Genomic DNA, 26,491 nt, shown 5'->3' with positions numbered 1-26,491 from the left:
GAACAGGGTTTAATTTTTAATCAGAGCACTTTGCCGGTGCCTTCACTTATTATCTTCTTCTGCGCCTTCTTCTTGCCAGAATTTTTAATCCGATATTTCGCAGAATCAAAAATCCACTCACCACCATCGCAAAGGAAAAGCCTACAGCCCCCAGGACCGGAATCCCGAAAACCCTCGGCTCCATTGAGGTTGTACACATAACACTTGATGCAATTAGAAGTGCTGCAACTCCAAGTCCTATGACCATATTTCTAATTGATGAATAGATAAGCTCATCAAATTCCTTGGAAGGATTGATATTTATATTTACCTTGCTCTGACCAGCAAGATATTCTTTCATTACCTGGGATAGCAAAACCGGAATCTCTATACCTCTGTCAGCGGCGCGATAAATTGCCCTGCCATACTTTGACATCTCTTCTGTCAGATCCAGATTTTCCATAAAATCACTCATGATCTTGGTGGTGGCTATCTGCATCATATTGATATCAGGACTGATGGTTGCAAGAACTCCCTGCACATGTGCAAGTCCCCTGCATAACATCGTCATGCCGTGAGGAAGAGCTATTCCGTTTTCCTTCATTATGTCCATAAGGCTCTGAAGTGCTGCTGATATATCAAGACTTCCGAAAGCAACTGATCCGTACTGATCAAGGAATGTCTTTATTTCCCCATAGAGCTTATCCCTGTCCGGTTTACCGCTCACATCACCAAGATCAATTACGGCATTGACCGTAGCCTGAATATCGTGCATGGCAATACTTCTGACTCCGCGGACCATGAGCCTTCTGTCTCTGTCTGAGAGTCTGCCCATCATTCCCATGTCGAGCCATATGATCTTGCCATCCATTATCCTTACATTTCCGGGATGGGGATCCGCATGGAAAAATCCGTCGTCCATAACCTGCTTGATGAAGCTGTTTACAAACTTCTTACCGATCTCTTCAAGGTCATAACCGTTAGCGACCAGATATTCCACATCATCTATGGCACATCCGCCTATATACTCCATAACAAGAACCTTGTCCGTGGTATACTCCATATACAGATCAGGGCATCCCACGTAGCGTATATCCTTGTTGTTCTTTTTAAACTCAGCGATGTTGCAGGCTTCCTTGAAAAAGTCCATTTCTTCTCTGGCAACGGTCCACATCTCATCCAGAACCATATCCAGATCCACTATATTCTTAAGATCACCAACCGGAGGCATGAGCTTAACAAGCCTATGCAGAAGGCTGATGTCTCTGGACATGACTTCAAAGACTCCCCTTCGCTGAACCTTGATTATTACGTCCCTGCTTTTCCCCTCTCCTGCATCCTTCTTCAAAGTAGCCCTGTGAACCTGAGCAATAGAAGCAGCGCCCAGAGCATTCTCCTCTATATGTTCAAAAACATCCAGATAGGAACAGCCATAGGATTCCTCAATGATCTCTATAACCTCTGAAAAAGGCATAGGCGGAACATCAAAATTAAGCTTGGCCAACTCATCACAATAACGCTTCGGCAGAATGTCAGAATGCATTGACATAATCTGCCCAAGCTTTATGTAAGTAGGACCAAGCTCTTCTAATATAATTCTTAGTTTTTCAGGCGATATGCCTCTGGTGATCTTATTTCTTGCCAGTACTCCTCTGATCTCCCTGAATCTGGCATTGTCCTCAGCACTTCGATACTTTTTGTCCTGAGATATAAGATCGCCGTCAGCCGCCATAGCCTCCGCCCTGTCTGCCTGAGCATCAGCCATCTTTCTCATCTTACTAACAATATCCGATAAATCAGCCATTATTTATTCTCTGCTGCCGCAATGATTTCCTTAAGCTTTGAAAGCTCATCTGAAGAAAGTCCGTCCACAATCTTGTTAAGATCCTTTTCTTCGTTTTCTTTCTTGCCGGCATTCTCCTTAACAGTGCGCTTTAACTCCTGGTTAAGAGCTTTCCCCTGTTCAACAGTAATCTCGCCCTTCTCAACCATCTCTTCAAGAATTTCTCCTGCCTTCTCAGCAGTAAGTGCTACTGCTCCTACACCTGCAAGTAAGATTTTTTTAAGTCCATCTGTAAGATTATCCATTTTTTGTACCCTCCTCAAATTTGTTAAAAAAACAGTTCCCAGAGTTTTGGGAAAAAGATAACTCCACCTATGATCGCCGCATTTATGGCACTTACAAGAACAGCACCTGCAGCTGCATCCTTTGCTTTTTTGGCAAGCGGCTGCTTCTCCTTTGTTACAAGATCAACCACTGCCTCAATAGCGGTGTTTACAAGCTCAAGACTTATCACCAGTGCAAATAAAAGGACGCAAAATGCCCACTCCAAAAGGGAAATCTTAAGAATGATACCAAAAATGATCACAAGAACAGCGACCGTGCAGTGTATCTGCATATTGCGCTCATGGGTCATTGTGGTGATTATCCCCTCAAAAGCATATTCAAAGCTTTTATAAAGTTTGTTTTTCTTAGGTGTTTTATTATCCATATACTATTAGTATATAGCCTAATTAGCGATAATTCCAGTAAATAATGAGGTAAATACTATGCGCAGACCAGCCAGCTAAAAACCTCGCTAAGTGCACCGGGCAAACAAATATCACTAGGCTCGAAAATACCTCGCCAAGTGCTCCGCGCAAATAAAAAGCCCCGGTACTGCAGTTGAACATATCTGTTCATCATGCAGGCCGGGGCCAAATTCTTTATTACATCTGTTCGCTAAGGTATATTGATACTCTGCTCTGAATTATATCAGCTACTTCCTCAGCACTCTTTTGTCCTTCGTAAAAAGCTGCTGCCTCTTCATCAATTATATTGATGATATTTTCATCTCTGCCGTCACTGTTGGTCACAGATTCGATGAAATCAACCACTGTCTGGGTTTCTTCTTTGGAGAGAGCTTCGATATTTACATCGGTTCCTCCTATACTCCATACAGAAGTTGTCTCAACCTTCTTGCCATTGGAATCAATATAGTAAGGATTCTCCTGCGCTTTCTCGGCAAGTGCATCAATAGCCTTTTTCTCTACCGGAAAACTCCACTCAATGCTCTTCTGATAATCATCAGTCAGGAAGGATTTCATGAATTCCCACACAGCCTGCTTATTCTTGCAATCGCTGCTCATAGCAATCTGAAGCATGGGATTGATGTAGGACTTTCCATCCTTTGTTGAAGGAAATCCGTTAAATACTATATCCTTTCCAAAATATCCCTTTTTAAGAACCTGATAATCTTCAAAGGAACTGAGCCAGTAGCTCTTTAAGAGTGATTTGTTCTCTCTGTAGTAGGATTCGTATTTTTCATAATCAACGTTTTCATCACTCTCAGGAAGCTGCTTGATAAATTCCAGGAACTTTACAAAACTGTCTGTATCAAAGCTGCAGGTTCCATCTTCATAATTAACATAAGTACTGCCAATTGTCTGATAAAGCTGTCTTGCATCACTTCTTGTGAGCATACCCATACCAACCTCAGGGTCTATACCGCAGCTCTCACATATATCCTTGTAATTATCAAGGGTAACAACTTCATCCTTGATAATATCCTTTGCTGCAACACAGGTTGTCACATAAAAGCTCGGAATCACTGAATACATGTGGTTCTTGACCTTAGTTGCTTCTATTACATTTGGCAGATAATCCGTTACTGTTATTTCATCGTCTGCCTCAAAATAAGGATCAAGTGGTTCGAGAGCTCCTTTTATGGCATAGCTCTCAAAAGGCATGCTATCATCAACCAGAATGATGTCAGGGGCTTTTCCCTGTGTGATATCAAGGCTGAGCTTATTGATTCCTGTCATGTATGTATCTGAATAATCGTCATCACCATCATTTTCTTCTTCTACAAGGTCTGCATAATCAATGATGCTTATTTTATATTTCTCACTGCTCTTATTGAACTTCACGACCTGCTTTCTGACCTGATCAGCCATGTACACAGTACCAAGCGTTATCATCTCTTTATCTTCAACAGTCGAAGGATCTACCTTTGTGAGATAACTTAAAACTCCACCATCAATTGAAGAATTCTCTATGAGAAGTCTCCCATCAGGAGTCTCACCAATAAAGTTGACCATCTCTACCAGAGCATTTGATGCAGTAAAATCACAGATCTTGGTACACTTTTTATCTCCTATGTTGAAAGCATAGATGCCATTACTATCATATTTATAAAAATCATAGCTGGTACCTGGATATAAACCATAACCGCCATAAACATCCTCCGGCAAAGCTTCACCTGTGTCCGCAAAAGTCATTGACGAAGGATCAAGCTTACTTACGGTTGTTCCCTGTCCATCCTCATCTGCAATAAGATAAACATCGTCATTTCTGGTTCTGAAAAGATTTCCGTCAAAATATGTGTTTTCTTTGGCTTCTCTCTTGTAGATATTTTTGCCTTCACCGGTATTCTCATCATAGAGACTTACTCCGGATTCTGAGCAGGTCAGCACACCTTTCCCCTTAGCGTATGCCATTGAGCTGACGTAAGATCCTGAATCTTCCTCTGTAAGAGGCTGTTCAAAAACAACCTTTCCATCGGAAGAAAACTTAACCAGCTTGTATTCCGTATCTGATGATCCGTAGTCCTCGTTCTCCTCACCATCTGCGGCTTCATCAGCAGTATCTTCATCATTAAAAATATATTCTACGGCATAAATATTACCGTCATCATCGCAAACCATGTTGTCAAAAGATGTATTTTTCTTATCACCTAGTGCTACTTCTTCCATCTCGCCTGTCTCATAAGGAAATCTGTAGAACTTCATATCCCCTGCCTCAGCATCATAGTTATATATGCTAAGAAACAGACCATTCTTATTTGCACAGACCTTTGAAACATTGCTGTTTTTATCAGTTGGAATATCTATATCCTCAAAGGAATACACATGATCTTTGTCTAATTCCTTCGCAGGTCTGTCGCCGCCCTCCGTAATAACTCCTTCCTTTTTTCCGCAGGCACTTAAAAAAGCCATAGAACATACCATTCCTATGGCAGCTGCCTTAACTAATCTCCCTTTTCTCATACTCAAAGCCTCCTAGTTGTTAACCCCCTCAACATTTGGCTTTCTATAGTAATCATCAAAAGTATTTGCGTTTACTATACAATCCTTAGAACAAGTTCCACCTGGAGTTATACCAATTCTCCAGGTGGAATTCAGATAATTAATAATATCATATATTATATTAGAATCCTATAGATTATTGAATTTCCTCAGAAATTCAATAATCGTACTGGACCAGGCCCTCGCGAAGCGAGGGGCGTGTCCTGCGGAACGCAGGATTCTTGAACGCTTTTACCTTTTTGCGTTCAAGAAGTCATAAATTTCGTAACGAAATCTCGGACAAAAATGCCTGCCTTTTTTAGGTTGATTTGATCATACCATCTTCTGTCTGCATTCTTCCTTATTGTTTTTACAAGCCACTACTATACCAGGCTCCGTATGGTATCCAGCATTTTATTAACCTCAATAGGTTTTGCAATATGTCCGTTCATTCCGGCTTCCTCTGCAATCTTCACATCCTCCGCAAAGGCACTTGCTGACATGGCAACTATCGGAATACTGTTAAGCTCCGGATTATCCAGCTCTCTTATCTTCTTGGACGCAGTATATCCATCCATCACAGGCATCTGAATATCCATCAGGATAAGCTGGTAGGTTCCCGGAGCAGAGGATGCCACCTTATCCACTGCAATCTGACCGTTTTCAGCCGTGTCATAACGAAAACCAAATCTCTTCAAAAGCCTTGTAGCTATCTCCTTATTTATCACCTGATCCTCCACAAGAAGGATATTGTATTTACTGTAGTCTTCCTTATCCTCCTCCACCTGAACATGCTTCTTTGCATAATCCTCATCCCTGATAATCTCAAAATCGAGACTAATAATAAATTCGGTTCCTTTACCCTTTTCGGAATTTACGGTTATGCTGCCGTTCATGAGATCTATGATTGTTTTTGTAATAGCCATTCCCAGACCTGTTCCCTGAATCTTATTCGCAGAGTTTTCCCTTGAATAAGCCTCAAAGATATTTTCAACAAACTCAGGACTCATTCCCACACCGTTGTCCTTTACCCTGATCTCATACCGTCCCTTTTTCTCTTCCACACCCTTTTGCAGCAGTGTAACAGTGATATTTCCGCCCTGCGGAGTAAATTTAAAAGCATTGCTTATGAGATTAAGAAGTACTCTGTTCAGGCGGTTAGAATCACATTTGACATATTTATTTGTAATATTTTCAGTAATGACCTCGTAAGTAATTCCCTTTGTCTTCATTTGAGGCGTAAATATTACATCAACCTCCTGAATAGCTGCGGTTATATCCGTATCCTCTATTTCCAGTTCCATCTTTCCGCTCTCAATGCGGCCAAGATCAAGAATATCATTTATAAGTGAAAGAAGATGCTTTCCGGAATATTCAATCTTTTCCAGATTATCCATGGCTTCCGCCGGCATATTTTCGATGTCCTTTGAAAGCTCTGTGTAACCTATTATTGCATTCATTGGTGTCCGCAGATCATGACTCATATTGGAAAGGAAGTTACTTTTGGCTTTGCTGTTTTCCTCAGCAGTTATTTTCTGTCTCTCCAGTTCACGTTCTCTACGGTGCATGGTATTGTATACAGAAAACATTACAAAGAGGGCAGCCATAATAATAACCATCTGCACAACGCTGTTTATCAGGAGTTTGTTATTTACTTCCGTTACCTTCTTTTCTATGAATCCATCGATATCCAGCTTCTCAATATCCCTGATGCCAATTCCCCTCGCAGCGATAATCTCATTATGATAATTGTTGAGATCATCAAGGGAATCCTGGGCAATATCCCTTGAAACCTCTCTAAACCAAAGCATGCTTATGAAAAATACAAGAAAGAGCAGCGCCAGCAGAGATATTGTCGAATGTCCGAATCTCTTTTGTGTATCTCTTTTTAGAATGAAATAAAAAGCACCGAAGCCTGCAATGCTCCATAGAATAATTATGAGGTATGAGTGAGATGTAAGTGCTTCAACCGTCCAGAGATTGGGAATAAGGAAATATAAAGTGAATATCACTGAAATAATAAATCCCAGCATACCGGTAATCTGTACTTTTAAAACCTTGTCATCCTTTGCACTTTTATATGCAGCATAAGAAGTATAAGCATATGCCAGCGTTGCGCCTATAGTATTGACATCTACTATCCAGCTGATTGCTGTTCTTCCGCAAAAGGGAATAACCATCGATAACAGGGTAATGCACATAATGGCCCTGTAGGGCACATATTTCTCATTTATCCCGGTAAGCCACTTCGGGAACAGATTATCTCTTGCCATGGAATAGATAAGCCTGCTGCCCGCTATAAGATTACCAATAAGCCCTGTTAGTATTCCTGCCGCAACAGCAAGTCCGAGAATGGCAAAGCCCCCATTTCCAAGGGCGGTCGTAGCCGCATAGAAAGTTGGAAGGCCTTCAAGACCATTATATTTTCCAAGATTGCCTATATATTCAGTCCAGTCAGATACGCCTCCGGGGAGCACAGATACTGCTATGATTGCAAGGAAAGAATATGCTGCGGCTCCTGCCAGCAGTGCAAAGAAAAATATTGGCAGCGTCTTCTTTGTTGAAAAGCTGAACTCCTCAGTGGAGTGGGATATGGATTCAAAGCCCACATATGCCCAGGGTGCAAGTGCCATGATCTGGAACACCTGAAAATAAACCGGTTTACCCTCTGCAAATTCCGGACGTACTGCGCTTATATCCAGCTGTCCTTTACCTGCTATCATAACTGTCGTCAGCACTATTCCGCCAATAAGCATAAATGCAAGAACAGTCTGTATAACGGAAGATACCTTTCCTCCGTACATGCAGATTCCACCTGCCAATGCAATTATCGCTGCAGAAACCACAGACTCGTAAACATATACATGGAAACCTGCTATCTCATAGCTTGGTCCACTTTCAAGTATTCCCGGGAAAAGATTTCTGCAGATTATCGGAATAGCTGTGGCATTAGCCCATACGATAGCCATATATACAAGCAAAAGAAACCATGCACCAAGAAATCCCTGGTCATAGCCAAAGACATTTTTAGAAAACGCGTAGGTTCCGCCATCATCAGGGAACTTATTCATCATATAGTGAAAATTCACAGCAATAAGAAGCATGACAAGTCCGCCCAACAACATTCCAATAACTGTTCCTATCGGACCTGCCAGCGGTAAAAAAGTAGTCCCGGGCATAACAAACGAACCCCAACCCACACTACTTCCAAAGGCAAGTGCCCAGGCACCTGCAGGGGTAAGATATTTTTTCAGATTATTATTATTGCTTGAAGTATTCTCTTTAAACATAGATTCTCCCTGCAATTAGTATTAAAGCGATAGGCAGGATTCTGGATTTTTTTCTCAATATTTAAGAAGTCATGAACTCTTTATCCCAGCTGAATGTAAATCCTGCAGCTTCTGTATCCTGCTCCCACTTTTCCCTGATTCTGTCCACCGGCACCTGACAGTCAATATCGGTAGTCTTTAAGAATATTGCAAGTACGTTTGATACTCCGAATCTGGTGAGCGCATCGCTTCCGCGAAGACAGGATCCCGCAACCTTCATAAAGTGGTCAGCAGCCCTCTTTATCTCCTCTTCAGCAGCACCTTCCTTTTCTATATTGAAAACTATTAAATGAACATCCCAGGCGTAATTGTTCTGGAATCTCATCATATATCTGTAAATAAGCTTAAACTGCTCCAGCTCCAGCAAAAGAGCCCCCCGTTTCACATCCCTCTCCTTAAGAAGAAAGTGTATTTCATCCATTCCATCAACTTTTTTCTCATTTTGTCCAATATCTGATGCCAGTTTATAAAAAGCATAATCATGCTTCCCGCTCTGTTTTATTAAATAAAGCGCCTGGTCCGCTTTTTTAAAGAGTGTGCTGTATTCAGTTCCCTCATCCGGACAAATGGCAGCTCCAACAGATACCCCAAGAGGAATGTTCATATCTTCCCCCAGAAGCTCCTTTGCATAAGAAAGGATCTTTCTGTTCATAAACTTTGTTCTTTCGGCTACCATTTTTTCATCTCTGACATTCTGACAGAAGACCACAAATTCATCACCGCCAACTCTTCCCACAATATCTGAAGATCTTGTAATATTCCTGAGAAGATCAGCAAACCATATGAGAACTCTGTCTCCTTTTTCATGACCATACAGATCATTGACAAGCTTAAAACTGTCAAGATCTAACATCATGAAAATGCCCCGGCCTCTTGAAGCCACTATGCCTATTTCCCTGGCGGTGGTTATCTTGTTTAACAGTCCCGTCATAGGCTCAATCTCTGCCTGCCTCTGAAGTCCTCTTATGCGGTCCAGATTCATCATGATATTGTTTATCCTGTGGAGCAGAACCTCAGCCTTAAAGGGTTTTCTGATATAGTCAACAGCCCCTACTTCAAGACCTTTCTTCTCCGCATCATCACTTGAATATGCCGTCATGAACATTACAGGGATCACAAAGTTGTGCATCTCCCTTAGCTTTTCCATCATCTCAAATCCGCTCATTCCGGGCATCATAAGATCAGACAGAATAAGATCAGGCCTCTCCTTTTCATAGAGATCTATAGCCTCCTGACCTGATGCGGCAGTTATAATATTGTAATTTCCTTTAAGCATCCTGACCGTGATCATCCTGACAATATCATCATCATCCACAACCAGAATCTTTTTATTGTTCATATTCTCATCCATCAGATTTTTTCTAATAACTCCCTTATATTGCGAAATTCTGTAAGAAGATCGTAGGTATTGTTTCTGATATAATCCAAATCTCCGCTCTTTCCTGCTTCTTCAAGACGTTTGGCGTGCTCGGATAAATCATTGGCTCCAATCAGTTTCGCTGAACTTTTCAGCGCGTGAACCTTGATCGTATAGTCCTCAATATTTTCTTTGTAGTATAAGCTCTCTATTTCATCAGCCTTCTCTTCAATCGTATCTCTGAAAAACCTGAGAGTATCAATATACATATCCTCTGTTCCTGCATAGTCGATTCCGGTTTCTATGTCAAAGATTCCCTTATCGCGGATAGATCCCAGTTTATCCTCAGGTGCATTCTCATTTCCTTCTGAAGCACCAGGATTTTTGTTTGCTTCAGATGTTTCATCCTCGTCTCCTTCAATCTTCTCAAGCTTTTCTGCAGGAATGTACTGATGAAGTGTTTCCTCAAGCACCGTTCCGCTGACAGGCTTTTCCAGATAATCATTAAAGCCTGCATTTATATACATATCCCTTACTCCTTCAGTTACATTGGCAGTAAGTGCTATGCAAATGCAATCTTTATTGGGGTTATCTGCGTTATTCCTGATACGGTTCAAAAGTTCAATGCCATCCATTTCTGGCATTCTGTGATCGATAAGCATGACATCATACTTATTATTGGCAATAAGCTCCAGTGCCTCTTTTCCGCTAAGTGCTGTATCCACAACTATAGCCGTCTGCTCAAGCAGTCCCTTGACAACTCTTAAGTTTATTTCCATATCGTCTACTGCCAGTATTCTGGCTGTGGGTGCATACAGTCCCGGCTTATATACTTCAAGTTCTGCGGCTTTCTCTGAAGTATCCTCATAGTCCCCTATGGGTTCCCAATCTGCTACCTTCTGCCTGATGACAAATGAGAACACACTTCCTACACCATAGATACTGTTAATATGAATATTACTGCCCATGGCATCCAGTATCTGCTTAACAATACTCATTCCAAGACCGGTGCCTTCAACAGTACTGTTCTTCTTTTCATCAAATCTCTCAAACGCAAGGAATATCTTGTCCAAATCCTCTTGCTTAAGTCCTATTCCTGTATCCTTGACGCTTACGCTGAGATCTATTTCATTTTCATTAACTTTTATGAAATCAACACCCAGATTAACACCGCCGGTATTGGTATACTTCACGGCATTTGTAAGCAGATTTATGATTACCTGTTTGATTCTGGTATTGTCACCCACAAGCTGATCAGGCATTTCTTTATTTACGGCGATGTTAAAGTAAAGCCCCTTCGAGTCAGCTCTGTCTTTGATCATCACAATGACATCCGTGAGCAGAGATGCAAAGTGATATGGCTCGTTACGAAGCTTTAGTTTCCCTGCCTCGAGTCTCGAAAAATCAAGAATATCACTGACCAGTGAGAGTAGGGAATTGGCAGAGCTCTTAATACTGTATGCGTACTGAATCAACTTTCTATCCCTGGTATTTCTCAGTATCATTTCATCCATACCAAGAATCGCATTAATGGGAGTCCTGATCTCATGAGACATATTTGCCAGGAAAAGACCCTTCGCCTTAGATGCTTTCTCAGCCACCTGCTTGGCATTTCTAAGCTCGTCACTCTCACGTACCTTAACAGAAGATATGATCAGGAAAATAGCCAGTATCATAGCAAGATACACGAACAAACCATATGCACTCATTATCGACCACACCAGTGTATCCATCTCTCCTGCAGCTGTTTCATAATCAATAGTACCTGCCAGCACAAATGGTGTGTCTTTTATTTCAGCAGTATAAAAGAGCAGTTCTCCTTTAACGGTTTCCACTTTTTCAACATTTACGGATTCACTTTTTTGTCCGACCCTAAGCTTCTTAAATACTTCTCTTACAGAATTGCTGTTATAAAACGCCTCGTCACCTTCCTCCTTATTGTTAAACGAAATTACCACATCATTATCTTTAGTAATAAGAGATACATTTCCAATATTATTGAAGGTTCCAAGATTATGATATTTCCTGATATATGAAGCAGAGCACATCGCGTAAACTGCATAGTGAACATTATCCCCATTCAATACCGGATAAGAAAACAGAATTGCTCCGGTCTTTAAGTAGCTTACATTTGCTATTCCGCACAAAGTATAAAGAATGCCCTGATATTCTGAAATAGATAAGTCTTCTCCAATAATAGCTTTGCCGTCTGCATCTATAACCCCAACCAAAACACTGGGTTCTTTGTCAAAAACATCGTTTATCAGAGTTTTTGTACGTTCAATATTTGAAGTCTGGTTGTCAGGATTTTTATCATCCAGAATAATTGAAATGTGCTCTAAGGTTCTCATTTCTGTCATAAGCTCTTTCTGATAGTAATTCGATGCAGCCTTAGCCGAATCTGCCAGGAGCTTTTTTGTGATTTCATCCACATGACTGGTTATACTCATATAGAGAAAAGCACCAAGCATTACCAAAACCAGCAGAGAGATTGCCAGCACAGCCATGATCTGATTATTTAAATAACGGAGTTTCTTAATCATATATTTCCACTCCTTCCAAAAACCAGTTCATTCTATGAAGGAGAGCATCGTCAGTTATCCTTTCTCCCTGTCTGCACATTACTTTTCCTTCGTTGCTGATAAGATCTCCTCTAAACACATCGTTAGCCTGATTCAGCTGTTTTCTTCGCTCTCTTACAAGTTCTTTCATCTCTTCCGTGACCGCATCGGATGGCTCAGAAAGTCCCACTGCATCATACAATATTCCTCTCCAGTAATACTTGTCGTCAGAAATATTTCCTTTTGTAAAATCACTTAATATCTCACCATATAAAACATCCCAATTGCATAGAATTGATGCCAGATAATTATCTGAATAGCTTGTATTATGATTGTTATAGCCGATTGAATACACTCCCAGCTCTTCCGCAGCATCCACAGCAGTGTGGATGCTTGCATGATATGTTATTACATCGGCACCATCCTCCAATATGAGTCTTCTGGCCGCCTTTTCTTCGGCCTCTGCATCAGTCCAGGTCCCAAGAAATCTGACTTTAACAACAACATCAGGATTCACGCTTCTGGCCCCGAGTAAAAATGCATTTATTCCCCTGTTAGCCTGCGGCGTATTTGAAGCAGCAACAAATCCAAGTACATTACTCTTCGTTTTCATTCCTGCAAGTATTCCGGAAAGATAGCGCATCTGATAAATTCTAAGGAAATATGAGATTGCATTAGACGGCTCTGAATCTGCAGCTATAGTATAAAACTGCACATCCTCATACTTTTCAAATACCGGATATACTTCCTTACCAAAACCGCCACTTGTAAGAAAAATGACATTACAACCATTTTCTACCAACTGATCAACAGCTTTTTCTGTATCAGCGAGAGTTTCCTTGACATTTGTAACAATATGCAATTTGTAATTGTATTCCTCACAGGACGCAAGAATAGCGTTGTAATGCCCCTCATTCCATCCGTCGTCATCAATGTCATCAATAAATACCGCCCCAACCATAATCTGCTTTTTTTTGGCGGGTTTATACATGGAAATAAGGCCTGCCAGGAGGCCTAATAGAACTACCAACATAATTATGAAAATTATAATTCCGATGTAGTCTCTAATTTTTCTCATGTTTCATTTTCTCATCCATTGGCAATAAGATACTTTAATACTGCAGAATCTCCTATTACATAATCGGCGTTTCCATTATTAAGTTCTATAAGACAGTCCCTCAAAGTGGGACATCTTAGTATTTTGCACTTAACGCCTTCAAAGGTCCCTTCCTTACCATTAAGATAATCTTCGCCTGTCGTTTCTGTCTCTACAGCAATAACCACATTCTCATCAAATTCCAACAGCTTTTTCTCTATATCCTCCAAAGTCTTGGCATAATCCAGTTCTGTATTATCCTTTCTGGTGGCAAGACATTGCCCTGCATGGAAGTAGGGAATAGAAAAGTCCACATATTCCTTGCGCTCATCGTTTATCGTTATGCCTGCTATGCAGACATCACATTTTCCCTGATTTACAGTGGCAAATAAAATTTCAAAATTTATATACTCAAGCACAAGCTCTTTTCCCAGACTTTCAGCTATAGCATTTATAAGTTCCTTGTCTATGCCATAGTGTTTATCCCCATCATCGTAATCAAATGGCTCAAAATCTCCTGTTGTTGCAACGATAAGCTGATCCTTTGAATTATCTTTATTAGCTGAATATATCGGAACAGGCTCCCCTTCACCACCAAAATAATGGCCGGTTATTTCTTCATACTTGCCATTGGTTAATCCTTCTTCTATAAAACTATTAATAGCCTCCAATAATTCAGGCTTATTCTTATCAACTCCGATTCCATACTCTTCCTCTGTCAAAAGAATATCTATAACTTTGACAGTACTGTTTCCTGCCTTAGCATCAGAGCCCACAAGTGAATCCTTCTTATTTGAGCAGGCTACCAGCATAAGTGTTGAAAGAGCTACAATAAGTAATGTAGAGAGCACTCTTTTTCTCATAAATCAATCCTCTTAAAAATGGACATGCTTGTGACATGTTAATAATCATCATAAATTTATTATCTCCCATTCCTATAAAATTGTGATAAACAAGACATTAAGTTACGATAAAAAAACCATCGTACATGCCTGCCTTTGCAGCCTCATGTATGATGGTTTTCATGTGTCGATTACCCTTACCGGTATATTAAATTTTATTGCCTGCGATTTCCGCTTTTGCCCGCAAGAAGTCATTACTTTTTGAACGTACTATGGAAAAATCGCCCAATATTCTAAGAAGCCTTATTTAGAAGTTTATTTTCTGCTTTCTTTTTTCCGGTGCCCAGTATAACCTGATGAAGCTTCTTTAAAAGAATAGCTGAAGGTAAACCCAGTGCAAACACGGCAATTACATACAAGAATACATTTCTGATCGGGAATGGAGAGGGTACTCCTCCGTCAAAGGTATGATCAAAAAGTTCTACAAACAGTCCGTGTATCAGATAGAACTCAAGGGTTATTGTTCCCATAAATCTTAAGAACCTGTTTCCTATCTTCACCTTCATGCCAAGAAGAAGTGCTGCAAAAACAAAATCAGTAGTCACAAACACCTGGCTAAGGAGTGTCAGTCTTCTTCTCATTACCTTGTCAGGCGCAAAGAAGTTCTCACCATAATATGAGAATGCATCCTGTGCGTATACTGAATACAGATATAAAGGATAAACCGCCAAAACAGCTACAATGGCATATACCCAGTAGTATTTCTTAAGGTGAGGAATGATCTTATCCTCATACTTAGCAAATATGATTCCGATCGGGAACATGTGAACACAGTTCCACCACCATTCACCTCTGATAAGGTAATCGTTGTGATCTATGCTTGTTCCAACCAGAATGTAAAGAAGCACAAATGCTGTAGTAGCAGCTACTGCAACCCCATCCTTCTTAATAAATCTGAATGAAAAATAAAAAGCCAGGTAGAAGAACGGAAGTACAATTACGTACCATGTGTTAGGATTGCAGAGCTTAATGCTTGACAGATACAAAAGCGCTCCGGGCAGATCCATCTTTTCACCAACTAAGAGTCTTGCAATAAAGAAAATCACAGTTGTGGAGTAAAGTGAAAGGACTACCGGCAACACTCTCTTTTTCACAAAACCATTAAGATAATTCTTCTTTGTGTGATAACTCTTGTATGCCCCGTATCCGTTGAAGAACAGGAAAAATGAAACAAAAATGTATCCTATCGGAACAAAGAACTCCAGTCCCGGTATTATTCTGCTTTTAGGAAAAAGCCATGAAGCACAGGTCTTTTGTCCTATGTGATGAAGCATGATGCAAATTGTCAAAAATCCCTGGAATACCTTTGTCTGATCAAGCGCAAAGCTGTCATTCCACTCGCCCCGTTTTGTAGGTTTTGCCCCCCAAAGCAAAATGATCGGCAGTATAAAATACACCGAATAAATTAGTTGTTTCCCCATTGTTTAAAAACCTCCCCTTTTTTAATAGATTCTATAATTACCTGAAAGTGCAAGAAGCGCAAACATATAAAGGCAATTGTCATAGTATCTGCGCTGGCCCTTTCTAAGTGGCTGATTCCAAAACCACTCTACCCATTTTTTAGCGGTTTCAAAATCCTCATCTGCTGCCGCAAGAGCCCCCTGTGCCATGGTTGCCAAAAGTCCAAGCGGATGAAGCACCGGTTTTTCAAGCGGTGTACCGTCAATCTTGTATGCACATCTTACAGCCTCCAGATCAGTTCCAAAGAAATTCATCATTTTAAGAGGTACACTAAGCTGTCCCTCATCCTCGCCAAACCAGACTGCATCAAGCCCTATATTTGCTGCAGTTCTGTAGGCATCACTAAAGAAATCACAAAAAATTCCCCAGGGAAGTTCCTTGTCCATAGGTGTTCCGTCAAAGTTTGCATATTCTGGATTTAAACCTGTTTTACCGTGGCATGCCTTCACAAGATACTCTCTGCTGACCTTTGCAGCTCTTTTGAAGAATTCCCTGTCCTCTTCATTAGCCCACAATGCAAACAGTTCATAGAAATGCGGAAGATGATATGAAGGATCTGTCCACGGACTTCCCGGAACAAACAGTATCTGTCCGTTATCCCTGTTCCACATAGGTGCTCCCTGTCTGCCGTTTTCACCCTTGTGCAGACATGCGCTCAGGATATCTCTTGCCTGCTTGCTGTAATCGAATATTCCTTCACCGTCGCCCCATCTGTGGGATGCAAAAAACAATGCCATGGCATAGAACTCTTCTCCATCAGGAGCAGGACCATAGGCATTCTTTGTTCCGTCAGTCTGGCAGGACCAGGCAAAATAGCCCTCGTTTTCGCCCTCATCCATGAACATATAGGTCTTTGACCATTTCCAGATGCGATCGAATTCCTTCTTCATATCAAGCTGAACGCACATCATCATGCCGTAGGACATACCCTCTGTCCTGGCATCGTTATTGCCGGTGTCAGTGAGGTATCCCATATCCTCTCCGGCATCATGGTATATACGCTCATTCTCGTCATAGAAAAAGGTCTGTACGGCTTCTTCGATCCGGGCCTTTATTTCGGCATCGCTTTTACCGATTTCTTTAAGTAAATTTCTGTAATTACCTGTTTTATAAGCTCCCATTTTCCATCCTTTCCCATATTGTTTTACTTATGATTAATAATCCCATTATTAGAGTCTGTTGTCTGTCATAATGTTGCTTATTTCCTTGTTGTTTCTTGCTATTTAGCATTTTTAGGGTATAATCAAAAAAAATCAACTCACAAGGAGGAACCATCATGACGAAGTCATGATTCGGAATGGTTCCGACCGATAGGGCAGGATTACGAAGTAATCGTGCCAATACACAAAGAAGAGGATACGTTCATGAAAAGAATTCTTATTACTAATGATGATGGAATAGATGCCGGCGGAATTCGCCGCCTTGCAGCGGCTGCCAGGGATTTTGGCGAAGTATGGGTTGTGGCCCCGGCTCATCAGAGAAGTGCCGCATCACACAGCATAACACTAAGGGAACCCATAGATGTTTTCCCACATGATTTTCCGGTCGAAGGCGTTCATGCATATTCCTGCAGCGGAACACCGGGAGATTGTGTCAGGGTTGGAAGCCTTAACGTAATGCCTAAAAAGCCGCATTACGTATTATCCGGAATAAACTATGGCTACAACGCCGCAACCGACATTCAGTATTCAGCCACAGCAGGCGCCGCATTTGAAGCCGCCTTTCAGGGGCTTCATGCTGTTGCATTGTCTGAAAATATCGATGATGTCCACGAAGTAACCAATGCCTGTCTTAAGGATATGATAAAGGAAGCCCTTGAGGTAAAGCTTGATTACGGCCAGATTGTAAATATTAATTTCCCCGGATGTCCCTTGTCGGAATTCAAAGGCGTAAGAAAAAATGTCGCCGTTTCAAGAAGTACTTTTTACAAAGACAGATACAAGGTAGTAGAACACTTTGAGGGCGGAGGAGTTCGCCTCATGGTAGATGGGATTTATAACGAGAAATGTGAAGAAGGCACTGACTTCAGAGCCCTGATTGAAAACTATATTTCATTTGGAATAGTAAATAATATCGGTTAAAATAAGAATTTCTATGAAATTAAAAACAGATGGGGCCATATATCAGGTCTCATCTGTTTTTCCATATTTTCTTATAAACTCATCCATCGGAACAGGGTATGAGAACAACATGCCCTGCAGATAATCACAGCCAATTTCTGTCATCTTTACTGCCATTTCCTCAGTCTCTATTCCCTCGGCTGTTATACTGAAATTCATTTTTTTGAAAGCTTCTACCATCATAGGAATTATGTGATCGGGAGTAGCACAATAATCCCATACTACTTCCATATCAAGCTTAACGTTTATGAACGGTCCTTTCTTTAGCCTGTTCAGGTTGGAATACCCTTTTCCATAATCATCCAGAACAAATTTAAAACCTTCCTTCTGCATGATCTGAATCTGCTTATCCATAAGCTGATCGTCTATTATTGCTTCCTCTGTTATCTCTAAATGTATTTTATCCGGGGGAATACCGTACTTGTGTGTATCTGTAAGGAATCTTCTTCCAAGGTCAGATCTCATGAACTGAATAGGCGAAAGATTTACATTGATAAATTTCATACCCATTCTGTCCATTTCATTATCTGCTATAAACTCACAGACCTTTTCAAAAACCTGCTCTCCAAGCTGATTTATTCTTCCATTCTGCTCCGCTATGGGAATAAATGCTCCGGGAGGAACTATATTACCTTCACTGTCTCTTATTCTTGCAAGTGCCTCAGCACCTACAAGAGTTCTCTTTTTTGCGTCAATGATTGGCTGAAGAAATACTTCCACCGCTTTCTTATCGATGGCATTTTCCATGGTACGCTTTAAGTACAATCTCTCCTCGTACTCTCCCAAGGGATCATCGTCGGTAAGGATGTTATAATCATCTCCGAGCTTATTAGCCTTTTCCAACATGATGGTTATTGTATTTAAGACAACATCAGCTGATGTATAGCCCTCCTCAAAATCCATATACGCAAAACCGGCTTCCAGATACAGTTCGGAATTACCTGATTTCCACGGAAGCATAAATCTGTGTCTCAGTTCCTCATGGATATCCTCCCACTCCATATCCTTATCACCAAGCAAAACAAACCGTCCATTCTGATAATAGAACTCTAAAAAATCCGGGTAATTTTTCTTAAGATAGGCTGAAATCAGTGCTATTCCCTGATTCATCTGCACTGTTCCATAGATTTCCCGCAAATCATGATAATCACGTAGAACAAAAGACAGGATTTTATACTGACCCCGACCCTCATTTTCTTCAATGTAGGTCCTTAGTGCCTTGTTATTAAAAGTCATATTCCTTCTTTCCAGATAAAACTCCGGATTTCCGTATGACAGGTAAATAACAAGTGTGGACATAAGACAGAATGTATCATACAGCAGCAGCTGCGGCAGTAATATTCTGGCAAATGAACCAATAAAAAGAATAACATTAATACTTATTATGCTCACTCGCTCCTGCCTGCGCCTGATTCTGTCCCAATTTTTTAAAATATAAAGGAATGATGCTCCCAAGTAAAAATAGAGACATACATAAACAATGTAATGAAGAGGACCTCGATGATATCCCGTACCATCAATATAAAAAACGTATCCTGTATAAACACCTATAATGGTTATAAGTTCAGTGAGAATAAACGGAATTTTCATAAGCAAGACGCTTAGTTTACTCCTCAGATTAAATGCTCTGAGAAGTACAAGTGTGATTTCAAAAAACAGATAGGTTCGAACATGAAAAGTGATAAAAAACATGGTGTTTAGAGCGACTAAAAGCCAGGCAGGTAATAATTTATACTCATTATCCGCCCAGCTGGAAATCATGTCGGTTATTATCACTAAGCCTTCAGCTATCATTATTGTAAGAAATACTTTATTCAGCCTTATCGGTAATCTGGGCAATGAATAATAATATCCCATCACTATGATCAGTACCAGAAAGCTAGGAATTACATAGCTAAACTCCCAATTCACAATAATGCCTCCTGCACAACTTTTCTACAATCGTATTGTATCAAAGAAGCTGCAAAGGAGGCATAAACATTTGATGATTCCTATATTAAATAACTATTAAATCTTAGTTGTTTAATCGCTGTGGTGCTCACAGCATAGGAATCTGCCACGGGATTTCCAATAAGCTCTCTTTGATCCACATTATAATGAACAAAAATAGCAATATATGCACATTAACGAAAAAGACGCCAAATGTTTCGTAAAACTATATAAACCGCATAAATACTGCATTTATCAAGTATTTCATAGTGACATCAGAATTTTGAAGTGATAGAATTAAAGCAAAAATTGAGGAGTCTTGTTAATGGACAATAAAAATGTTCTTGTTGCACAATCAGGAGGACCTACTTCTGCTATCAATGCCAGTCTTGCAGGAGTGGTTAGCGCTACCATCGAATCTAAAAACTATGACCGATGTTATGGAGCCATAAATGGAATCCTGGGCGTATTATCTGAGAATTATCTGGATCTTACCGCAAAAGCTCAAAGCGATTCTGATTTTATAACCCTTTTAACTCACACACCTGCCATGTATTTAGGAAGCTGCAGATATAAACTCCCGGAATACAGGGATGATGATTCTTCATATTCTTTTATCTTTTCACAATTTAGAAAACATAATATTGGAGCCTTTTTCTATATAGGTGGTAACGACAGCATGGATACTGTCTTAAAGCTTTCAAATTATGCCAGGGAAATAGGTTCAGACATAAAGATAATCGGTGTTCCCAAGACTATCGATAATGATCTGTGCTCTACAGATCACACCCCGGGCTTTGGCTCTGCTGCCAAGTATATAGCAAGCTCTGTCTTAGAGATTGCTCATGATACCTTCATTTATGCAGTCAAGTCAGTTACCATCGTGGAAATCATGGGACGTGACGCAGGATGGCTTACCGCAGCATCAGCTCTTGCGAGAAACGGTTATTCATCTGCGCCTCACCTTATTTACCTTCCGGAGGTTCCTTTTGATAAGGAGCAGTTCCTTATAGATGTCCGCAGCGAGCTTTCCAAGCGCAATAATGTAATAGTTGCAGTATCTGAGGGTATAAGAGATAAGGAAGGCAACTATATCACATCCAGCAAGGCAATGGCCGATACCTTTGGACATCAGCAGCTCTCCGGCGCAGGTAAAGCTCTTGAGTTCCTTATAAAAGAGAACATTGATGTAAAGGTACGCTCAGTGGAGATCAATGTACTTCAGAGATGTGCAGCACACATGGCAAGTAAAACCGATCTTGATGAATCTTTTGCACAGGGTAAAAAAGCTGTAGCTTTGTCTGAAGAAGGACAGACAGGATGTATGGTTGTCCTGAACAGAATAAGCAATGATCCCTACAAAGTGGATTATAGCTATGCCCAGATTAAAAATATAGCCAACGAAGCAAAATCAGTTCCGACAGATTGGATAACAAAAGAAGGCAATGATATAACTTCTGAATTTGTAGATTACCTTAAGCCTCTCATTGCAGGTGAGGTTCAGCAGGTTTACGAAAACGGGCTTCCGAAATATCTGGATATATCACATCTGAATTCAATTTTGGGATAGTACAGCATCTTACAATCACTTGGACTATTTCTACCAATTCTAAGATATGCTGTATTGTCTTCAGGCGCCGCATCTAGTGCTACTGTCATCAAATAAAAAAAGTCGAGGTATTTAATGACAGCAGCACTAGTCAAAAAATCGCCAGCCATCAGGAAATATAGATTTCCAAATGGTTGGCGATTTTACTAATTGTTTTATTCATTTCATTTATCAGGCTGCCTTTTTGACTTCTACCATGCTATTCTTAGAAAACTTTTTTACAAAGAATCCAAAAATTCCACGTACAACAGGTCCTGCGAAGAATATCTGCCAGCAAAGTGCCATGGGGAAATTCTTTATTGTTGTCTCAATCCATACAGCAATGAACTCAAAGCCTGCATCCTTGAAAAGGAATGTAGCCACAAGGCTCATGCAGGGACACATAAGAACAACACTCATTGCGGAAATACCAAGAATCGTCATGATCATTGGGTCTTTTCCCGGAGTGACAAATCTAAATGCCAGCTTCTGCGCAAGCTTTCCAACAAATATAAGCTCTATAGCTACTGCAACAGGCAACATGATTATCATTTCCTTAAAGGCTGCAAGAAATACAAAATTCTGCATTCCGCCTACATTTAGCGAAATGTTGTAGCAAATCATTGCATAGACCATAACGGCGGCCATTAATATTGTGAAAATAACATCCTGAAACTTATTCTGTGGTAACATACCCGGGGTTCTCCTTTCTCTTTACCAGGGGAAGACCTAAGGCGTGTTGTTCGTTATCACCCGTAAGGTGTTTCGTTTCCAATGATACCAGCTTTACATCTTCGATATTTATTATTACTGATATCGATTCTCTTTGCAGAGCCGATACGGATGCCATTATAACAGATATTAATTTTTCATGTAATACCTTTTTTATTCAAGTCACTGCCTTCCTATATAAATAATATTCACTGTAAAAACAACGCAATGAATTCCTTTCGTCCGGGAACCCACGCCTTTTCGTATATATGAGTAAAATGATTTTTTACTGTCTGTTCAGAAATACCAAGCATATATGCAATTCTTCTATTTGAAAAGCCATGTACCTTTAAGTATCCAAGCTCCAGCTCTCTCTTGGTAAGTCCAAAACTGCCGGCCACCTGAAGATACTTCGCTTTTGTTATACCCGGATCTTTCATTTTCATAACCATTTATTATCTTTGTATTGCCAGGTTCTCTGGGCAATTAAACTGTTTTTAGTATATATTTTCACTATATATCATTATAGCACCACACATATCTATTATGAACGATGCCGGTTAAAATTCTATCACTCACCAAGATCCATTTCTTCATTCATTTTCCGCTCAGCATTAAGCTTTAATGGAAGAAGAAAGAACTCAATGATAACCGCATATAATCCTGACAGGAAGCATACAGCCAGATTAGGTCCAATCAGCGACAGATCATCAATGTGTCCAAGAATCAGCACACCTGAAATAATAATAGCAAAAAGAGCCGCAAATACAGTCAGTTTCTGAGCTGCATCCACAGCTCCTATTATGTTCTTAAGTTCCAGAAGGCGATACTCCTTAATCCCCACAGAAAAGGATTTAAGAAAATCCTTCCACTCTCCCATGATCATAAGTCCCGGGATAAAAACCAACAGGATAATCAGAAGTGACGGAAGATCAAGAAACCACCATACAGCTGACATCCCATAACTTCCTCCTACCATAAGAACAGTAAACAGAATTATGAAAAGCAGTAGTTCTCCAAGCAAAATCATGCGTATATTCTTTTTCATAGATAAGCTCCTTTGTAAAAATCGCTGCACCAGCAATTACCAGCAAACGATATATCGAGTGCAATAAACGTGTTCCTACTATGAAATTAACATACGCATGATTAAAAATATATAGTACCTTTTTCAGGTCTTTTGTATGCTTCATGTTACTGTTCACACCTTACGGTGCTCACAGCAACTGGATTTGCCCATTCCAGTTGCCTTCGGCAAAGGGGCAAATCCTATATTCAAGACGTAGAACATTCTCACGCTCAGCGCAGCAAGTGCGCAGAGCTGTCTGAACAGTAACTGCTTCATCAGTTTTTTCCGGCTCCCACAAGGTGTCCTGTGATTATCTGTGTGGACATAGCTGCTGCATTTGAAAAGATCATTGCAAAAGATATAAGCGTATTGCATTACCTTCTTTACATTATCAATCCTCAAAAATCCTCTCCGGCATGGATTTGGATCTGTACTGCATTTCGCTAACCTTATATACAGTAACAAAAGCCTGTGGATCCACCTTATCAATAAATGCCATCAATTTCTGGAATTCACTCTTATCCACGATGGTTATGATCTCGTTGTGCTCCTGCATTCGATATGCACCGATAGCCTTGTATATACTTGCTCCACTGTGAAGCTCATTCAATATAAAGTTTCTTATTTCCTTTTCAAAAGGAGAAACAATGCATACCCTCCTCTTGAGCTTCTGATCAAAAATGAAGTGGTCCAGAATGACACCGTTAAAATATGTACCCAGAATGCTGAGTATCAGGGTCTTGGCATCATAGACAAGTATTGACGAAGCAGCTACGCACAGTCCGGCTGCTGACATTGCTTTACCTAGATCCACTCTTAGATACTTGTTAATGATTTTTGCCACAATATCAAGCCCGCCTGAGGACGCATTTCTGTTAAAAAGAATCGCAATTCCTATACTTACAAAGAATATATAGCACACAACATCAAGAGTTGCATCCCCTGTAAATGAGGTGAAATCCGGAAATGTCTTCTCAAATACTCCAATCACCAGAGGCAATAAAATAGACGTATATACAGTCTTATATCCAAACTCAGTACCGCAGGTGATAAAACCGATGATCAGCAAAAATACGTTGAGTATCATTGTTATGGCTGAAACCGACAGCGGTATAAAATTTGTCAGTACAATTGATAATCCCGATATGCTGCTGACAGATGCATGACTCGGCATAAGGAAAAAGAAAACCGCTGCTCCGATTATTATAGTAGCCAGTGTTAAAATCAATATTTCTTTTATAAGTGCAACTTTTTTCATTAACTTTTACCTCTTCAATAGCCAATTTATCAAGATTTTGCGCTATAATTATACAGCTAAAATATTACAATACAAATATAAAAGCTGTAATTCCAAACTTTATCTTTTAATTTGGTCCTCATAGGAAAATCTCTTTTGATGAAAGTTTTTCTCTGAACCTTACATCATGCTCCACAAGAAGCATAGTGGGTGCATATTTCTCAATAAGCCTTTCTATCTGCATTCTTGAAAACACATCGATATAATTTAGCGGTTCGTCCCAGATGTAAAGGTGAGCAGGTGTAAGAAGGCTTGATGCTATGAGCACCTTTTTCTTTTGTCCCTCTGAAAAGTCCTCAATATTCTTGGCAAACTGTTCCCTGTTCATATCAAGCTGCCGTAAAATAGCAAGAAGAAGGCTGTAATCCAATCCATTTTTTTGTGCATGCTCCATTAAGCTCCCCTTCAAATGAGAAGTGTCCTGGTTTATGTAGGATATCTTAAGTCCGGAGGCAACTTTAAGTTCACCGGAAAGTGACAGTTTTCCCATACTCTGTGAGTCTGTAGCATGGCTGCCGTTTTTTCCCGTAGCTTCTCTCCTGATGACATCCGCATCGGCATCATATCCTCCCATGAAGTCATTAACACCATTTCCACCCGCAAAATTAGCATTTTGAAATAATATCGCCTTTATCAAACTGGATTTTCCACTGCCGTTCGCACCGCTGAGAAAAACCCGTTCACCCTGAAGCACTTCAAATGTCAGATTCTCTATCACATTTTCATTCCCATCAATGTACTTAAGTGACAAATCTCTGCATTCAATGAGCCTCTCCTTGTGGTGCTTAAGTGGCATGATCTTTAAATCTATAGTTTCCTCGATATCCTGAAGGAGGCCTTCTTTTTCTTCGATTTCCCTGTTCATTCTATCCTCAAAGGACTTTACTCTCGACTGCATCTTCTTGGTCTTTGCACCAATGAAAGACCTTGTTGATATTGATCTGTCATTTTCTTTTACAGGATCAAATCCTATTTTGCTATTCTCACTTTTGTCAGCCCACCTTGCTGTTCTGTCAGCTGCTGCCTTTAACTTGCCTATTTCCTTCAGATGTTTTTCATTTTCTGATCTGGCGAAGGCATCCGCCTTTTCCTTATTATCCCACCAGGTTGAGAAATTGCCATTCTGCACTTCTATGGTAGCCCGGTTCAACACAAGAACATGATCTATGCAGGCATCCAAAAGATCTCGGTCATGGGAAACCAGTATGAATCCCTTTTTCTCCGCAAGATAAGCTTTGACGATGTCCCTCGCCTCCATATCAAGATGGTTTGTGGGCTCGTCTATAAGCAGAAAATCATTATCTCCGGAAAACAGAACAGCAAGCATAATCTTGGTTCTTTCTCCAAAACTTAAGGTTTTAAAAGGTCTGTACAAGAGCTCAGTTTCTACCGATAGCTTTGGCAGCTCACACATTACTCGCCAGCTCTCAACCCCCGGCTTCCATTTCTCCATCAGTTCATCAGGAGTTTTTTCAAGGTCATTTTCCGAAACCACATAGGGAAAATAGTCGAAGTATGCATTTGAAGTTATACTTCCCTGATACTCATATTTTCCCATTAAAAGATTCAGGAATGTTGTTTTCCCTTTCCCGTTTCTCCCTATAAATCCAAGTTTCCAATTTGTATCCACCATAAAAGAAACGTTTTCAAAAACATTATCAAAGCTGCCTTCATATCCAAAAGTGAGGCCGGTTACATTTATCTGTGCCATATATTCCTCCTTCCTTGCAGAAACAAAATTAGGAAATCCAACGGAATATCCTGCATGATAAAAAAAGTCTGTTTCTGCATACAATGTGTACGCAAAAACAGACTCGCTAAAACAAACCTATATAAGCCAATCGGCAAATATATAAGAATGAGGAATTTATAGCGATAACAAAATCCACCGGACTAATGAAGCATCACGGTCGGACTTGCAGAGCTCACATCAAACGAAAAATACTTCGTCAGATGATCTGCTCTAATCATTTCAAGCGTACACAAACAAACCTGTTCCCAGGTCATAAATCGTGTTAACTTAAAAATGATTATCAATTCCGCATT

21 protein-coding genes are annotated in these 26,491 nt (G+C 40.3%); 2 read left to right on the top strand and 19 right to left on the bottom strand.

All coding sequences use genetic code 11. The annotated features are described in order from the left end of the window. Positions 1–49: 49 nt before the first annotated feature. From T501_RS11555 to T501_RS11505, 11 genes are all read right to left on the bottom strand, one after another. A complete protein-coding gene (locus tag T501_RS11555) occupies positions 50–1,783 on the bottom strand; it encodes an ABC1 kinase family protein (protein ID WP_242832993.1) in 1,734 nt (577 codons plus the stop codon). Continuing rightward, on the bottom strand, positions 1,783–2,067 hold the full coding sequence (locus tag T501_RS11550) for a phasin family protein (protein ID WP_026510862.1): 285 nt from the start codon (positions 2,065–2,067) through the stop codon (positions 1,783–1,785). The genes T501_RS11555 and T501_RS11550 overlap by 1 nt, the downstream gene beginning before the upstream one ends. 23 nt (positions 2,068–2,090) lie before the next feature. Continuing rightward, positions 2,091–2,471, bottom strand: a complete 381-nt coding sequence (locus T501_RS11545; RefSeq protein ID WP_026510861.1) for a diacylglycerol kinase family protein — start codon at positions 2,469–2,471, stop codon at positions 2,091–2,093. Between the two features lie 217 nt (positions 2,472–2,688). Beyond that, positions 2,689–5,007, bottom strand: a complete 2,319-nt coding sequence (locus T501_RS11540; RefSeq protein WP_044914930.1) for an ABC transporter substrate-binding protein — start codon at positions 5,005–5,007, stop codon at positions 2,689–2,691. A gap of 401 nt (positions 5,008–5,408) precedes the next feature. After that, complete coding sequence (locus T501_RS20295) at positions 5,409–8,315, bottom strand: ATP-binding response regulator (RefSeq protein WP_050008278.1); 2,907 nt, start codon at positions 8,313–8,315, stop codon at positions 5,409–5,411. 61 nt (positions 8,316–8,376) lie between these two features. Beyond that, positions 8,377–9,693 carry a GGDEF domain-containing response regulator gene (locus T501_RS20290; protein WP_197027954.1) on the bottom strand — a complete coding sequence of 439 codons (1,317 nt, stop codon included), beginning with the start codon at positions 9,691–9,693 and terminating at the stop codon, positions 8,377–8,379. A gap of 11 nt (positions 9,694–9,704) precedes the next feature. After that, positions 9,705–12,254: a response regulator gene (locus T501_RS20285; RefSeq protein ID WP_050008276.1), complete on the bottom strand. Its 2,550-nt coding sequence runs from the start codon at positions 12,252–12,254 to the stop codon at positions 9,705–9,707. Next, positions 12,247–13,350 carry a BMP family ABC transporter substrate-binding protein gene (locus T501_RS11520; RefSeq protein ID WP_050008275.1) on the bottom strand — a complete coding sequence of 368 codons (1,104 nt, stop codon included), beginning with the start codon at positions 13,348–13,350 and terminating at the stop codon, positions 12,247–12,249. The genes T501_RS20285 and T501_RS11520 overlap by 8 nt, the downstream gene beginning before the upstream one ends. Positions 13,351–13,361: 11 nt before the next feature. Next, a complete protein-coding gene (locus T501_RS11515; protein WP_044914929.1) occupies positions 13,362–14,231 on the bottom strand; it encodes a transporter substrate-binding domain-containing protein in 870 nt (289 codons plus the stop codon). Positions 14,232–14,503: 272 nt separating this feature from the next. Then, a complete protein-coding gene (locus tag T501_RS11510) occupies positions 14,504–15,691 on the bottom strand; it encodes an acyltransferase family protein (protein ID WP_044914928.1) in 1,188 nt (395 codons plus the stop codon). 21 nt (positions 15,692–15,712) lie between these two features. Further along, positions 15,713–16,852, bottom strand: a complete 1,140-nt coding sequence (locus T501_RS11505; RefSeq protein WP_044914927.1) for a glycosyl hydrolase family 8 — start codon at positions 16,850–16,852, stop codon at positions 15,713–15,715. Positions 16,853–17,095: 243 nt separating this feature from the next. On the opposite strand from T501_RS11505, the gene surE reads away from it, so the two are divergent. Then, positions 17,096–17,812 (top strand): 5'/3'-nucleotidase SurE, encoded by a 717-nt coding sequence (gene surE / locus T501_RS11500; RefSeq protein ID WP_044914925.1) that lies wholly within the window; start codon positions 17,096–17,098, stop codon positions 17,810–17,812. 42 nt (positions 17,813–17,854) lie between these two features. Here the strand turns inward: surE and T501_RS11495 are convergent, their stop codons facing one another. After that, positions 17,855–19,762: an EAL domain-containing protein gene (locus T501_RS11495; RefSeq protein WP_044914923.1), complete on the bottom strand. Its 1,908-nt coding sequence runs from the start codon at positions 19,760–19,762 to the stop codon at positions 17,855–17,857. Between the two features lie 343 nt (positions 19,763–20,105). Here T501_RS11495 and T501_RS11490 point away from each other — a divergent pair, with 343 nt between their 5' ends. Beyond that, on the top strand, positions 20,106–21,350 hold the full coding sequence (locus T501_RS11490; protein WP_026510853.1) for a 6-phosphofructokinase: 1,245 nt from the start codon (positions 20,106–20,108) through the stop codon (positions 21,348–21,350). Positions 21,351–21,560: 210 nt separating this feature from the next. Here T501_RS11490 and T501_RS11485 read toward each other — a convergent pair whose 3' ends face one another. The 7 genes from T501_RS11485 to T501_RS11460 form a co-directional block, all read right to left on the bottom strand. After that, complete coding sequence (locus tag T501_RS11485) at positions 21,561–22,061, bottom strand: DUF2798 domain-containing protein (RefSeq protein WP_044914922.1); 501 nt, start codon at positions 22,059–22,061, stop codon at positions 21,561–21,563. Continuing rightward, on the bottom strand, positions 22,045–22,218 hold the full coding sequence (locus tag T501_RS22905) for a hypothetical protein (protein ID WP_207641191.1): 174 nt from the start codon (positions 22,216–22,218) through the stop codon (positions 22,045–22,047). Before T501_RS22905 ends, T501_RS11485 begins: the two co-directional genes overlap by 17 nt. Positions 22,219–22,288: 70 nt before the next feature. After that, the gene (locus T501_RS11480; RefSeq protein ID WP_197027953.1) at positions 22,289–22,525 is read right to left on the bottom strand and encodes a helix-turn-helix transcriptional regulator; all 237 of its coding nucleotides are present in this window, start codon (positions 22,523–22,525) and stop codon (positions 22,289–22,291) included. A 125-nt stretch (positions 22,526–22,650) separates the two neighbouring features. Further along, on the bottom strand, positions 22,651–23,127 hold the full coding sequence (locus T501_RS11475; protein ID WP_044914920.1) for a hypothetical protein: 477 nt from the start codon (positions 23,125–23,127) through the stop codon (positions 22,651–22,653). A gap of 153 nt (positions 23,128–23,280) precedes the next feature. Continuing rightward, a complete protein-coding gene (locus tag T501_RS11470; RefSeq protein WP_044914919.1) occupies positions 23,281–23,550 on the bottom strand; it encodes a hypothetical protein in 270 nt (89 codons plus the stop codon). Further along, positions 23,540–24,406, bottom strand: a complete 867-nt coding sequence (locus tag T501_RS11465) for a YitT family protein (RefSeq protein WP_044914918.1) — start codon at positions 24,404–24,406, stop codon at positions 23,540–23,542. The genes T501_RS11470 and T501_RS11465 overlap by 11 nt, the downstream gene beginning before the upstream one ends. Positions 24,407–24,524: 118 nt before the next feature. Beyond that, positions 24,525–26,156, bottom strand: a complete 1,632-nt coding sequence (locus T501_RS11460) for an ATP-binding cassette domain-containing protein (RefSeq protein WP_044914969.1) — start codon at positions 26,154–26,156, stop codon at positions 24,525–24,527. Between the last annotated feature and the right edge of the window lie 335 nt (positions 26,157–26,491).

Source organism: Butyrivibrio sp. WCE2006 (assembly GCF_000701985.1).
In the GTDB taxonomy this organism is placed as follows: domain Bacteria; phylum Bacillota; class Clostridia; order Lachnospirales; family Lachnospiraceae; genus Butyrivibrio.
The sequence above is the reverse complement of the archived record's forward strand: the minus strand, read 5'-3'. Positions and strand labels throughout refer to the sequence as shown.